At 55.7% G+C, this 13,700-nt stretch carries 13 protein-coding genes; 9 read left to right on the top strand and 4 right to left on the bottom strand.

From position 1 onward, the window contains the following. Positions 1-42 precede the first annotated feature (42 nt). Positions 43-372 (top strand): PA4575 family protein, encoded by a 330-nt coding sequence (locus I9H09_RS20305; protein ID WP_032618620.1) that lies wholly within the window; start codon positions 43-45, stop codon positions 370-372. 9 nt (positions 373-381) lie between these two features. On the opposite strand, the gene I9H09_RS20300 is transcribed toward I9H09_RS20305, so the two are convergent. Further along, a protein-coding gene (locus I9H09_RS20300; protein WP_122346372.1) for an IS3 family transposase occupies positions 382-1,544 on the bottom strand; the annotation gives its coding sequence in 2 pieces (ribosomal slippage) (positions 382-1,289 and positions 1,289-1,544; 1,164 coding nt in all). 204 nt (positions 1,545-1,748) lie between these two features. On the opposite strand from I9H09_RS20300, the gene I9H09_RS20295 reads away from it, so the two are divergent. From I9H09_RS20295 to bamJ, 3 genes are all read left to right on the top strand, one after another. Further along, complete coding sequence (locus I9H09_RS20295; protein WP_054990271.1) at positions 1,749-2,237, top strand: TIGR00645 family protein; 489 nt, start codon at positions 1,749-1,751, stop codon at positions 2,235-2,237. Positions 2,238-2,346: 109 nt separating this feature from the next. Beyond that, positions 2,347-2,655 (top strand): DUF6482 family protein, encoded by a 309-nt coding sequence (locus tag I9H09_RS20290; RefSeq protein ID WP_005894276.1) that lies wholly within the window; start codon positions 2,347-2,349, stop codon positions 2,653-2,655. A 153-nt stretch (positions 2,656-2,808) separates the two neighbouring features. After that, a complete protein-coding gene (gene bamJ, locus I9H09_RS20285; protein WP_005894275.1) occupies positions 2,809-3,426 on the top strand; it encodes a BamJ family beta-barrel-assembly machinery protein in 618 nt (205 codons plus the stop codon). A 79-nt stretch (positions 3,427-3,505) separates the two neighbouring features. Here the strand turns inward: bamJ and I9H09_RS20280 are convergent, their stop codons facing one another. Both I9H09_RS20280 and I9H09_RS20275 read right to left on the bottom strand, forming a co-directional pair. Next, a complete protein-coding gene (locus I9H09_RS20280) occupies positions 3,506-3,748 on the bottom strand; it encodes a PA4570 family protein (protein ID WP_005894274.1) in 243 nt (80 codons plus the stop codon). A 225-nt stretch (positions 3,749-3,973) separates the two neighbouring features. Then, complete coding sequence (locus tag I9H09_RS20275) at positions 3,974-5,557, bottom strand: peptide chain release factor 3 (RefSeq protein ID WP_024670501.1); 1,584 nt, start codon at positions 5,555-5,557, stop codon at positions 3,974-3,976. Between the two features lie 299 nt (positions 5,558-5,856). On the opposite strand from I9H09_RS20275, the gene I9H09_RS20270 reads away from it, so the two are divergent. The 4 genes from I9H09_RS20270 to I9H09_RS20255 are packed head-to-tail and all read left to right on the top strand — an operon-like array spanning position 5,857 to position 9,344. Beyond that, complete coding sequence (locus tag I9H09_RS20270) at positions 5,857-6,615, top strand: ABC transporter permease (RefSeq protein WP_268948630.1); 759 nt, start codon at positions 5,857-5,859, stop codon at positions 6,613-6,615. A gap of 14 nt (positions 6,616-6,629) precedes the next feature. Next, entirely contained in the window at positions 6,630-7,523 is an 894-nt protein-coding gene (locus I9H09_RS20265; RefSeq protein ID WP_122346759.1) for a glycine betaine ABC transporter substrate-binding protein, read from the top strand. A gap of 13 nt (positions 7,524-7,536) precedes the next feature. After that, on the top strand, positions 7,537-8,190 hold the full coding sequence (locus I9H09_RS20260) for an ABC transporter permease (RefSeq protein WP_122346760.1): 654 nt from the start codon (positions 7,537-7,539) through the stop codon (positions 8,188-8,190). After that, positions 8,187-9,344, top strand: coding sequence for an osmoprotectant ABC transporter ATP-binding protein OsmV (locus tag I9H09_RS20255; RefSeq protein ID WP_054990274.1), 1,158 nt, complete (start codon positions 8,187-8,189; stop codon positions 9,342-9,344). The genes I9H09_RS20260 and I9H09_RS20255 overlap by 4 nt, the downstream gene beginning before the upstream one ends. Positions 9,345-9,408: 64 nt before the next feature. On the opposite strand, the gene I9H09_RS20250 is transcribed toward I9H09_RS20255, so the two are convergent. Beyond that, positions 9,409-11,895 carry a M60 family metallopeptidase gene (locus I9H09_RS20250; RefSeq protein ID WP_183142419.1) on the bottom strand — a complete coding sequence of 829 codons (2,487 nt, stop codon included), beginning with the start codon at positions 11,893-11,895 and terminating at the stop codon, positions 9,409-9,411. A 433-nt stretch (positions 11,896-12,328) separates the two neighbouring features. Between I9H09_RS20250 and I9H09_RS20245 the strand changes: the two genes are divergently transcribed. Beyond that, positions 12,329-13,492 (top strand): type III PLP-dependent enzyme, encoded by a 1,164-nt coding sequence (locus I9H09_RS20245; protein ID WP_003379704.1) that lies wholly within the window; start codon positions 12,329-12,331, stop codon positions 13,490-13,492. The last annotated feature ends 208 nt before the right edge of the window (positions 13,493-13,700 follow it).

Raw genomic sequence — 13,700 nt, 5'->3', positions numbered from 1 at the left:
TTTGTGAGAAGGATGAACAATTTCGCTGATCAGGAGCGCATCATGCAGCGTAGCCTTTGCCTCACCCGAGAATGCATGGGGCTGATGACTCGAATCGAATGCGTCATTCGGCCTCTTCCCAGAGACAATGCCCAGTGGATCGTGCTGCTGGCAGCAGGAATGGCTGGAGAACAGCCTTCTGCAGTGAGGTTTCAGGGTCCTTTTCCGGGCTTGCCCTGCGCCCGGTCGGTACTGACGGCCATTGTCGAAAACCTCTCTGTGCAGGGCTACCAATGCCTCGACGATGTGCCTATCTGGGTCTTGCACATGCAGGCCGAGTTACGGCGCATCAACAGTGATAATGCACTTCGACAAAAGTCTTCAACCTTCTAGGTGTAGTGGTCAACTGATCCCGGACACGACGTTAAGTTTTTTCTCGTACTGAGCGGGTGCCAGTCCATTATTGAACTGGTGTGGCCGAACCCAGTTGTAGCGATGCATCAGATAATGACTGATATCCCGCTGTGCCTCTTGGGCCGTCATGTAGCCCACGGCGGGTATCCACTCGGTTTTCAAGCTGCGGAATACACGCTCCATCGGCGAGTTGTCGTAGCAATTACCTCGGCGACTCATGCTCTGGCGCATGCGGTATCGCCAAAGCCGCTGGCGAAACTGTCGGCTCCCATATTGGGAGCCCTGATCTGAGTGAAACAGCAGGCCCTGAGGCTTGCCGCGTTGCTCATAAGCCATGTCCAGCGCCTTGATGACCAAGTCCGTGTCCGGTTTGTTTGAAAACGCCCAGCCCACCACCCGACGCGCATAAAGATCCATAACCACCGCCAGGTAATGCCATTTTCCTTGCGCCCAGATGTAGGTGATGTCGCCACACCAAACCTGATTGGGCGCGGGTACATCGAACTGCCGATTCAAAATGTTCGGAATGTCAGGCCTCTCCACTGTTGCTTTTTTATAAGCATGAGAGCCAGGTTGCTTGCTGATTAATCCCAGTTCCCGCATCAGGCCACGTACCTTGAACCGGCCAATTTGCTCGCCATCTTCCTGCAATACCGAAACGATACTGCGGCTGCCAGCAGCGCTTCGACTTTGCCCGAACAGCTCATTGACTCGACTGAGTAAACGAACCCGCTCGGTGTCTGGAGCCCGACGCCGCTGGCAATGGTCGTAGTAGCACGAGCGAGGTGTCTCGAACATCTCGCACAGCAATTCGATCGGCTCATGGGCACCTAGCTGATCGATCAGCGCAAGCGCTCGTGTTCTTCCGACATCAAGAGCGCGGTAGCCTTTTTTAAAATGGATTTCTCCCGCTCAAGACGAGCGATGCGCGCTTCCAGCTCCTGAATTTTCTGCTGCTCGGGCGTCAGGGCTTTGCTCTGAGGCGTCACGCCATTGCGCTCCTGCTGGAGCTGGCTAACCCAGCGACGCAGCGCAGACTCGACCACTCCAAGCGAGCGAGAAGCTTCGACATGGCTATAACCTTGATCGAGCACGAGGCCTGCGGCCTCACGTTTGAATTCAGCGGAGAAGGTACGGCGTTGCTTGGTCATCAGACACCTCTATATCTGGCGATATTCTCGCCTAAATGAGTGTCCGGAATCATTAGACCACTACATAGGTTCCTCCCGGCTTCCGTGTATTCAGTTCCTCAACGGTGCGGGTCTGGCCGCTGTGCGATATTTTGTCGCACGCCCAGAGCGGCGTGTAACCGCTGATATACTCGCCCGTCCCTCCAAAACACCTTGCGAGTACCAATGGAACGTTTTTTTGAAAATGCCATGTACGCATCGCGCTGGCTGCTGGCCCCGATTTACTTCGGGTTGTCGCTGGGCCTTCTTGCGTTGTGTGTGAAGTTCTTCCAGGAAATCTTCCACGTCATCCCCAATATCTTTTCCTTGGCTGAAGCGGACCTGATTCTGGTGCTGCTGTCGCTGATCGATATGGCCCTGGTAGGGGGCTTGCTGGTGATGGTGATGATCTCCGGTTACGAAAACTTCGTGTCACAACTGGACATCGACGAAGACAAGGAGAAGCTCAACTGGCTGGGCACGATGGACTCGTCCTCGCTGAAGATGAAGGTCGCCGCCTCTATCGTGGCTATCTCGTCTATTCACCTGCTGCGGGTGTTTATGGATGCCACCAACATCAAGCCGGAATACCTGATGTGGTACGTGATCATCCACATGACGTTCGTTATTTCGGCGTTTGCGATGGGCTATCTGGACAAACTGACCAAGCATTGAAGCCCAGGCTGTATCAGGCGGCCTGGCAGGTCCTGTTTCTGGCATGTTGCTCGATGATGCGGTAAAACGTCCGTTCCGATGCTTAACGTGCAGCGCAGGAGGTTTGATTATGAATTATCAGGAATTTACCGCGCACGCCCAGGCAGGGCGCGTCGAGGAGCTGAACCTGATCTCCATCGAAGGCGGTATCTATCTGCTGGATGTGCGCATGGACGGCACTTCGGTGATGCTCAAGGACCCAGCGGGCAAGACGTTGCACCTGCGCTCAGTGGAACACGCACGCGAATTGCTGAAAGATGTTCCGGTGGTGCCGTTTTATCTGGTGCATTGCGTGGTCCATGACGAATTGTGCGGTATGCCGGTTAATGACCGCTCGGAAATGCGCTTGCCAATCTCTTTCCACTCTTCATGGTCCTGATTGCCAAGGGGCAATCGCAGGCGCAGTAGGGCCTGCCGGGTCAACTGTGCTAGGCTGCTCGGCCTTTTGGTTCGGGGCGCATCAGGGTAAAGCGTGATTGCCGTTCAGTTTTCACGCGATTATCGACTGCGTGCCCCTCTGCGGAGCAGTGTCATGTCCGAAGTCAATCTGTCTACCGACGAAACCCGCGTCAGCTACGGTATTGGCCGTCAGTTGGGCGACCAGTTGCGCGAAAACCCGCCGCCGGGCGTCAACCTGGAAGCAATCGTGGCGGGCTTGCGCGATGCTTTTGGCGGTCAGCCAAGCCGTGTGGGTCAGGAAGAAATGTCCGCCAGCTTCAAGGTTATCCGTGAAATCATGCAGGCTGAAGCAGCCGCCAAGGCTGAGCAGGCTGCGGGTGCCGGCAAGGCCTACCTGGCTGAAAACGCCAAGCGCGAAGGCGTGACTACTCTGGCTTCGGGTCTTCAGTTCGAAGTCCTGACCGCAGGCGACGGCGCCAAGCCGACCCGCGAAGACCAGGTACGCGTTCACTACCACGGCACGCTGATCGACGGCACTGTCTTCGACAGCTCCTATGATCGTGGCGAACCTGCAGAATTTCCGGTCAGCGGCGTGATCGCAGGCTGGACCGAGGCGCTGCAGCTCATGAACAGCGGCAGCAAATGGCGCGTCTACGTGCCGAGCGAACTGGCGTACGGCGCCCAGGGCGTTGGCAGCATCGCACCGCACAGCGTGCTGGTATTCGACGTGGAACTGCTGGACGTTCTGTAATCGACCCGGTCGATACAGAGGGTCGCTGAACGAATCGCGCTGATTCGTTCAGCGACGGGGTTGTGCTGATGCTTCATGCTCAGTGCAACTCACCCATCGGGCGCAACGCCCTTGCATAGCAGAACAGAAACAGGTTTCTCACCAGTTCCTTCAGCACCATCGGCTCGCTTGAACTCAGACTGTACACGTCCAGATCGCCCTGATCGCGCAGCTCTTCGAGCGCTTCCTCTTCCAGAACGGCACACACCTCACCTGTCTCCCGATGAAGAATTCTAAGATAAGGGTGTGGGCGGTCCAGCCAAGCATCGATCAAATAAGTCATGTCTCATCTCCTGTGCAAGTAAGATGAGAATAATTCTTATCGGGATAATAGCAAGGCACTATTGAGATTAATTCTCATTTTGCGCTGAATGGTTGATGCAGGTCAGTGAATGCCCTTCAGAATCGGACGCAGAGCGTCCAGAAAGACATGCCCACGCGGAGCATGGGCACGATAGAGGCGGTAGTAGGGTCACGCTCTGCGTCACACTGCCTCGCTATTGGTCTGTCAATGGTGCTCGCGGGTGGCGCGGAATTTAACGTCTGGCCAGCGTTCTTCCATCAGTGCCAGGTTCACGCGGGTAGGGGCGAGGTAGGTCAGGTGACCGCCACCGTCCACTGCCAGGTTTTCCACGGCCTTGTTTTCAAACTCCTCGAGCTTCTTCTTGTCGGCGCAGTCGATCCAGCGAGCTGACCAGACGGTGATCGGCTCGTAGGCGCATTCGACCTTGTATTCTTCCTTCAGGCGGCTGGCGACCACGTCGAACTGCAGCACACCGACGGCGCCGAGAATGATGTCGTTGCTGCGCTGCGGGAAGAACACCTGGGTGGCGCCTTCTTCGGCCAGCTGTTGCAGGCCTTGGCGCAATTGCTTGGACTTGAGCGGGTCTTTCAGTCGCACGCGACGGAACAGCTCCGGGGCGAAGTGCGGAATACCGGTGAAGCCCAGTGCTTCGCCTTCGGTGAAGGTGTCGCCGATCTGGATAGTGCCGTGGTTGTGCAAGCCGATGATATCGCCAGCGTAGGCTTCTTCGAGTTGCTCACGTTCCGAGGAGAAGAAGGTCAGCGCGTCGCCGATCCGCACGTCCTTGCCCAGGCGCACGTGACGCATTTTCATGCCTTTCTCGTAGCGCCCCGAACAGATACGCATGAACGCAATGCGATCGCGGTGCTTGGGGTCCATGTTCGCCTGAATCTTGAACACGAAACCGGCGAATTTTTCTTCTTCCGGCTCGACGGTGCGCTCGTTGGCAACCCGTGCCAGCGGCATCGGCGCCCAGTTCACCACAGCATCGAGCACATGATCGACCCCGAAATTGCCCAGCGCCGTACCGAAAAAAACCGGGGTCAATTGACCGTCGATGAACTCCTGCTGGTTGAACTCGTGACAGGCGCCTTGCACCAGTTCCAGTTGCTCCACGAAGCGATCGTACTCGTCGCCCAAATGGGCGCGGGCTTCGTCCGAATCGAGCTTCTCGATGATTTTGGTTTCGGTGCGCTCGTGCCCGTGGCCTGCGGTGTAGACGATGATGTAGTCATCGGCCAGGTGATAGACACCTTTGAAATCGCGATAGCAGCCAATCGGCCAGGTGATCGGTGCGGCTTTGATCTTCAGGACCGCTTCGATCTCGTCGAGCAGCTCGATAGGGTCACGAATGTCGCGGTCGAGCTTGTTGATGAAGCTCACGATAGGCGTGTCGCGCAGGCGGCAGACGTCCATCAGCGCAATGGTACGTGGCTCGACACCTTTACCACCGTCAAGGACCATCAGTGCCGAGTCGACTGCCGTCAGGGTGCGGTAGGTGTCTTCGGAGAAGTCTTCGTGACCCGGCGTGTCGAGCAGGTTGATCATGTGGTCGCGATACGGAAACTGCATCACGGATGTGGTAATCGAAATACCACGCTGTTTCTCCATTTCCATCCAGTCGGATGTGGCGTGCCGGTCGGATTTACGCGACTTGACCGTACCGGCAATGGAGATTGCCTTGCCCATCAACAGGAGTTTTTCCGTGATGGTGGTTTTACCCGCATCCGGGTGGGAAATAATGGCGAAAGTGCGGCGTTTCGCGACTTCGGCGGCCTGTTGGGTCATGGGAAATCGCCTGGAATGGGATCGAAAAAGGGCGCAGATTATAGCTCAACTTGCGGCAATAACCGAACCGTTCAGACAATAAACGATGGCTAGATAATGTCTCATGTGGGAACCTTTCCGGTCGTGGAGACGTCCATTCCCCCGTCAAGGCCGCTACGGAGGCCAACGTCGGGGGCTGAATCATCAGCATGTTGGTTTGACGAAGCTGCGCTTATGGCTTGTGTTTTCGCCGAGGTTAATCCCTTACCGGCGACCCACCCGCTGCTCTTCGCGAACGTTATTGGCGGCATCCCTTTCGGATGCACAGGTCAACGCGTTCGCCGACTGAAATAAGGAGTCCGCCTGTGGCAAATCGCTATGGCAAGGGGCTATTGGGAGGCGCGGTTGTGATCGCACTCCTGGCCCTGCTGATCCACTGGATCGGCATCAGTACTATCAAGCAATACCAGGACGACCTGCTGTTCTATCTTCAGGCTCACCTGATTCTGGTTCTGGTTTCAATGTTGGCGGCCCTGGTGGTCGGTATCCCGGCAGGTATCGCACTCAGCCGTCCGAGCATGGTTGGCCGTGCCGAACGCTTCATGCAGATATTCAACATCGGCAACACTGTTCCGCCTCTCGCCGTTCTGGCCATTGCCCTCGGGATTCTCGGGATAGGCAGCGGGCCTGCAATCTTCGCGCTGTTCCTCGCCTCGTTGTTGCCCATCGTGCGCAATACCTACGAAGGCCTGAAAAACGTCCAGGGTTCACTCAAGGAAGCTGCCGTCGGCATCGGCATGACCCCGCGCCAAGTGCTGTGGCGTGTCGAGTTGCCTAATGCCGTCCCGATCATCATCGGTGGTGTGCGCGTCGCGCTGGCGATCAACGTCGGGACCGCGCCGTTGGCGTTTCTTATCGGTGCCAACAGCCTTGGCAGCCTGATTTTCCCCGGCATCGCGCTGAACAATCAGCCGCAACTGGTGCTGGGTGCGGCATGTACCGCTCTGCTGGCGCTGCTGCTCGACGGCCTGGTGACACTGGCCAGTCGTATCTGGCTGGAACGCGGTCTGGCTCGCTGAGCGAAGGAATTATCATGAAAAGAATATGTTTGTTTTTAGGCTTTGCCTTGCTGTTTCCGGCATTTGCCCAGGCGGCAGAAAAGCCGCTGCTACGCGTCGGCGCACGGGTGTTCACCGAACAGACCATTCTGTCTGAACTCACTGCGCAATATCTGCGTACAAAGGGTTATGACGTTCAAATCACCGGCGGCCTGGGCAGCAGCCTGGCGCGTAGCGCGCAGGAAAGTGCTCAACTGGATCTGATCTGGGAGTACACCGGCGTATCGCTGGTGAATTACAACCACGTTGATGAAAAGCTCGACAGCGAACAAACCTACGCTCGGGTGAAAGAACTCGACGCGAAAAAAGGCTTGGTCTGGCTTTCCCCGTCGAAATTCAGCAACACCTATGCCTTGGCGCTGCCGCAGAAAATCGCTGACAAGTACCCACAGGTCAACACCATGACCGACCTGACCAAAGTCCTCAAAGACGAAGCGAAAGAGGGTCATCTCGTAGCGCTGGACACTGAGTTCGCCAACCGCTCCGACGGTCTGCTCGGCATGGTCAAGCATTACGACATGAATCTCGGTCGTGAGAACACTCGCCAGATGGACGCGGGGCTGGTTTACACCGCGCTACGGAACGGCCAGGTGTTTGCGGGCCTGGTGTACACCACTGACGGTCGCTTGAATGCCTTCAAGCTCAAGGTGCTGGAAGATGACAAACGTTACTTCCCGGACTACACCGCCGCGCCGGTGATCCGTCAGGATTACTTGGACAAGCACCCGGATATTGCCCCGTTGCTCAAGCCTTTGGCTGATCTGTTGGACACCCAGACCATGATCGACCTCAACGCCCACATCGATGTTGGTCACGAGAGTCCATCCAAAGTTGCCGCAGATTTCCTGCGTCAGCACCCACTTAACTAAGGACGGAGACGACATGAGTTTTTTTAACGTTTTCTCCCAGATCGACTGGGCTCAGGTGCTGCATCTGACCACGCAGCACATCACCCTGGTCGGCATTGCTGTGACGCTGGCCATTCTGGCCGGCGTCCCGCTGGGCGTACTGATGACCCGCTTTCCGGCGCTGGCCGGCCCGCTGCAAGCCAGCGCCACCGTGCTGCTGACCGTGCCGTCCATTGCGTTGTTCGGCCTGTTGCTGCCGTTCTACTCCAAATTCGGTCAGGGCCTTGGCCCGATGCCGGCAATTACTGCAGTGTTTCTCTACTCGCTGTTGCCGATCATGCGTAACACCTACCTGGCGCTGACTGGCGTCGAACCCGGTATTCGCGAAGCAGCCAAAGGCATCGGTATGACCTTCGGCCAGCGTCTGCGCATGGTCGAGCTGCCTATTGCGGTGCCTGTGATCCTTGCTGGTGTGCGCACCGCGGTGGTGATGAACATCGGTGTCATGACCATTGCCGCGACCATCGGTGCCGGTGGTCTGGGTGTACTTATTCTTGCTTCCATCAGCCGCAGCGATATGTCGATGCTGATCGTCGGCGCGGTCCTGGTCAGTATTCTGGCCATCATCGCCGACCTGCTTCTGCAATTGCTGCAACGCACGCTGACTCCAAAAGGATTACTGAAATGATCGAACTCCAGAACCTCTCCAAGACTTTCCAGAGCAACGGCAAAGAAGTGAAGGCTGTCGATTCGGTCAGCCTCACAGTCAATGAAGGCGAGATATGTGTCTTCCTCGGCCCGTCGGGCTGCGGCAAGAGCACCACGCTGAAAATGATCAACCGTCTGATCATGCCGACTTCCGGCAAAGTACTGATCAACGGCGAAGACACCACAGGCCTGGACGAAGTGACCCTGCGTCGCAACATCGGCTACGTGATTCAGCAGATCGGTCTGTTCCCGAACATGACCATCGAAGAAAACATCGTGGTCGTGCCCAAGTTGCTCGGCTGGGACAAGCAGCGTTGCCATGACCGTGCGCGCGAACTGATGAGCATGATCAAGCTGGAGCCCAAGCAGTACCTGCATCGCTACCCGCGCGAATTGTCTGGTGGCCAGCAACAGCGCATCGGTGTGATCCGTGCCTTGGCGGCCGACGCACCGTTGCTGTTGATGGACGAGCCGTTCGGTGCGGTCGATCCGATCAACCGCGAGATGATCCAGAACGAGTTCTTCGAGATGCAGCGGGCGCTGAACAAGACTGTGATCATGGTCAGCCACGACATCGACGAAGCCATCAAGCTGGGCGACAAGATCGCGATCTTCCGTGGCGGCAAGCTGCTGCAGATTGATCACCCGGACACCTTGCTCGCGCATCCGGCTGACGACTTCGTCAGCAGTTTCGTTGGCCAGGACAGCACCCTCAAGCGTCTGCTGCTGGTCAAGGCAGAAGACGCCGCAGACAACGCACCTTCAGTCAGCCCGGAAACCCCGGTCGCCGATGCGCTGGAAGTGATGGACGAAAACGACCGTCGTTACATCGTCGTCACCGACAGCGAAAACAAGGCGATGGGCTATGTGCGTCGTCGTGACCTGCATCGTCAGCAAGGCAACTGTGCGCAGTTCCTGCGCGAGTTCAATGCCACTGCGGCGTACGACGAGCACCTGCGCATCCTGCTGTCGCGCATGTATGAGTTCAACCGCGCCTGGCTGCCGGTGCTGGATGCCGAGAACGTGTTCCTGGGTGAAGTGACGCAAGAGTCCATTGCGGCGTATCTGAGCTCGGGCCGTTCGCGTGGCATGAAGACCAGTATTGTCTCGCCAGCGGAGCAAGTGGCTTCCTGATTTGTGGAGTTGCAGGATTACCGCAGTGCCGCCATTCTGCATGGCCGGCGGCACTGCGGGCTGTTTACAGTGCGCTCGGGTCGCAGTGAGTCAAGTCTGCGTCTTGCAACGCTGAGAGGTGTACTGCAGTAGCGGTATTGCTTTCATACAGGGTATACGTCATTCCGCTGTGCTCGCAAAAGACTTTGCAGTTGTCATCGCTGTCGAACTTTGCATTACTGGTCCAGACTCCGTTCGACAGGCTTGAATAATACGGGCGCCCTTGAGTGACTTCGGAGGCATATCGGTCGTTGACATAAAGTTTATAGTTGTGTGTTTTGAAGACGTCCCCTTCGAAGTAGACAGACAGGCTATTTGCTGTTCGCACCACCTTGGCGATGGTTGTTTGAAGCAGCAAACGCTGTGCGATGCTCAGATAAGACTGGTAGTCCGCTCTATTGGTAATACTGATAAGCGGGTCGCCATTGACGGTCCTGTACAGGGTATTGATGGTTTGTTGATCGGCCAATGGTGTTAGCGTCGTCATGGTGTAATCAGTGAAAAGTGCTCGTATCGGGAGCGCTATTCGGCTTTCAGCCAAAGTTGCCGAAAAAAGCACATAGGGTGTGCTGGAGTGATCCATGCTGACGGTAATGGAGTAGGTGTCGTTGGGGTCTACAGCTCCATACTTGACCCAGATGTTCTCGATCAGGTCCGATTGGCTTGGGTATCCCTTGTCAAGCGTGGCGTAGACCAACGAAGTGCCGCGGAGTGCATAGGTGTAGTTCTTGAAGTCTGCGGTGGCGAACGCGACGCTGATGAATCCCGAACTTATCTGCACGCTGGCGATCATTTTTTGTAGATAAATGCGCTGTGCCCGATGCAGTAAGCGAGCATGGATTTCGTTGATTTGAAGGCTGTTGACTTCCGAAAAGTACGTATTCAAAGCGAGCTGAGTAAGCCCCGGTCTAAGCTCGGCACAATGGTCATCGGTAAACAGGTTTTTTATGGTGGCCAAGAGCAAAGGGTAGGATCGGGTACTGGCCGCCTCATACTGCAATGAATTGGGCTCGTGGGTGACGACATTTACAGCCCATTTCTCACCCGGCATGATCTGAATGTGGACCTCTATATAGCAACGGTTGCCGTCAAGAATGACGCTGCAATTTGTACAGACTGCATGATTTACCGTTGCCATAACCAGTCCGTTTCTGGTCACGTTGTAGCGGAATTTCTCGAACCATTTCTCATTGATAGAGAAGCGGGTGGTCTGGTTGAAATCTGCCTTCAGGTCCGACAGGATATGGGTCAGCTCAGGAAAATACACCGGAACAGGCAGAGAAATCGGAAAGGTTGTTGTCGCATCGGTCTCCCAGATTGGTTTTTCCAGCGAAGGCAAATCGGTAATTTGTCGCAGTGTTTCTGGCGTCGAATAAATGCCCCACTTATCAAAAAATGTTGAGAGATCCCTGCCGCTAATCAGCGAGGCTTCCACGATAAAACGTTGAATCTTGTCGCCACTCTGCTGCGGCGGGGCTTGCATGAGCCGGTAGCGCTGGTGCAATTGAGGGTAGAACGGCGGACCAAATGTTTGGTGAAGTTGCCAAAACATGGCGGCTTTCTGAAAAAGACTGGGCAGCTCACTAAAAACGCGGTGTGAACTGTTCAGGTACTGTTTTATGGACGGGTACTGGTTGTCCAGGCGAGAGGCACGGCCGTCCATTCTTTCTTGCGTTGCAAGTGAATATATATTGACGGTTACCTCCGTCATCCCCGCCCATGTCATGGGGTCTATCTGCCGTTGATGACCACTTTCATGCCACGGGCCCCAGCGCTCCTTAGCGATATTGCCTGATAACAAGTACCTCAGGGCCACTGCGCCGCTGTAGCCCATATGTCCATCCGCGGCAAACATGTAGCCTGTGTCTGCTTCTACATGGAAATGCTTATTGGGGTCTATTGCCCACTCCGTCTCACCTTCGCCCAAGGCCCCCGAGATGTCATCCTGAGACCGAATGACTTCATCGTAGTAAGCCATCAGCTTTTCAGGGTCGGTGATGTAGAGCCGGGCACTTTCGTAGCGGACGACGATGATGGCTCGCTCGCTGGTAAGCATCACAACAGGCGCATTGTTGTATTGGGCCATCCTTGCCTGCCACATCGCGTTGGTTGTTTCTTTCAACGTGAAGGCTGGCACATAGCTGTAGTCGCCCTTTATGGTTATAGGGACAGACTTGCCCGCCTCTTGATAGATAAAGCTCAGCAGGCCTGACTCAGGCACGTCTATGGCATTCAGACCGACCTTCAGATCAATAACGATGGGGGTATTGATTCGGGGGACGCCTATAACAGCGGAGATTTTCCCTGCTGATTGCTCATAGTGGCTGAGTTCCAGGCGCTCGCCTTTCGTGACATAGAAACTGGTTGGTTGGTAGTCACTGTGCGCCCTGGGGCGCATCTGCCGAACCTTGTTCAGGTAGGCAGAGGTTCTCCCTGTGACGGTAAAACTTGTTTGACGTGGTGTGGGGCTGACAGGCTCCGAGCCTGGGGTGTCACCGTGTCTATCGTCCATGATCATTTCCGGATGAGGTGGCTTGGGCTTTATATTGGGCGCGTGGGCAGTCGATCCGTCTACTGTCAGAGCTGACAGGTTTGGCTGCTCTTTGCCTCATCGTGTTCTGGGCCCAGGGGAACATCTGCCTGTCATGCTGGTCGGTTAAACAGGTCCTTGACGAGGCAACTCAAGCGCCTTGTGCAAGAACGCGACATTTTTTGTTGATCTCCGGCCCCTCAGGTCCTAAAGTTCGCGCCGAACGTCCATGCTGGAAACGATCCATCCGGCTCAAGTACTGACGACGAGACAGCAAGGCCAGGAAGGCAGCCCTTCAGGGCCTTTTTGCTTTCGGCGACGTGCCTTGGGAAGTAGGCGAACCAAAGTGGGGACACAGAGGGCGTTCATTTGCACCCATTTACCAATACCGTTTGCCATCAGGAGTTCCCGCAGCATGTCGATCAATGTCGAAGACTACTACTCAGCCGACACCTTCAAGAAAATGAAAGCGTTCGCTGACAAGCAAGAAACTCCGTTCGTGGTCATTGATACCGCCATCATCAGCAAGGCTTATGACGACCTGCGTGCGGGCTTCGAATTCGCCAAGGTTTACTACGCCGTCAAGGCCAACCCGGCCGTTGAAGTGATCAATCTGCTCAAGGACAAGGGGTCGAGCTTCGACATCGCGTCGATCTACGAGCTGGACAAGGTCATGAGCTGTGGCGTTGGCCCGGAGCGCATGAGCTACGGCAACACCATCAAGAAATCCAAGGACATTCGCTACTTCTACGAGAAGGGCGTGCGTCTGTTCGCAACCGACTCCGAAGCGGACCTGCGCAACATTGCCAAGGCTGCACCGGGCTCGAAAGTCTATGTGCGTATCCTGACCGAAGGTTCGACCACGGCTGACTGGCCCCTGTCGCGCAAATTCGGTTGCCAGACCGACATGGCGATGGACCTGCTGATCCTCGCTCGCGATCTGGGTCTGGTGCCCTACGGCATCTCGTTCCACGTCGGTTCGCAACAGCGCGACATCAGCGTTTGGGATGCGGCCATCGCCAAGGTCAAGGTCATCTTCGAGCGCCTGAAAGAAGAAGACGGCATCGTTCTCAAGCTGATCAACATGGGTGGTGGCTTCCCGGCCAACTACATCACCCGCACCAACAGCCTGGAAACCTACGCTGAAGAGATCATCCGCTTCCTGAAGGAAGACTTCGGTGATGACCTGCCGGAAATCATTCTGGAGCCAGGCCGTTCGCTGATCTCCAACGCCGGTATCCTGGTCAGCGAAGTGGTACTGGTCGCGCGTAAATCGCGTACGGCGGTCGAGCGTTGGGTATACACCGACGTGGGCAAGTTCTCCGGCCTTATCGAAACCATGGACGAAGCCATCAAGTTTCCGATCTGGACCGAGAAGAAAGGCGAGATGGAAGAAGTGGTCATCGCGGGGCCGACCTGCGACAGCGCCGACATTATGTATGAAAACTACAAGTACGGCCTGCCACTCAACCTGGCCATTGGTGACCGTATGTACTGGTTGTCGACCGGTGCTTACACCACCAGCTACAGCGCTGTGGAATTCAACGGTTTCCCACCATTGAAATCGTTTTACCTGTAAATTCCCGGCTTAAGAAAAAACCCATGAAAATGGGTTTTTTTTTTGTTCGCAAAAAAATAATTATATAAGTCTTTGTGTGGCGGAAAGTACGGTAGGTGCCACAGTATTAATGATCGTATTCTCTGGTGTGTAATAAGTTCTAGCGCGGTGTGCTGCTTATTCCTACAGGGGTCGTCCATTCCGTTCGCTGTTTAAAGTTGACACCCTC

It is taken from the genome of Pseudomonas tremae, from assembly GCF_023278125.1.
GTDB lineage: Bacteria > Pseudomonadota > Gammaproteobacteria > Pseudomonadales > Pseudomonadaceae > Aquipseudomonas > Aquipseudomonas tremae.
This window is presented reverse-complemented; position numbering and strand designations above follow the sequence as displayed.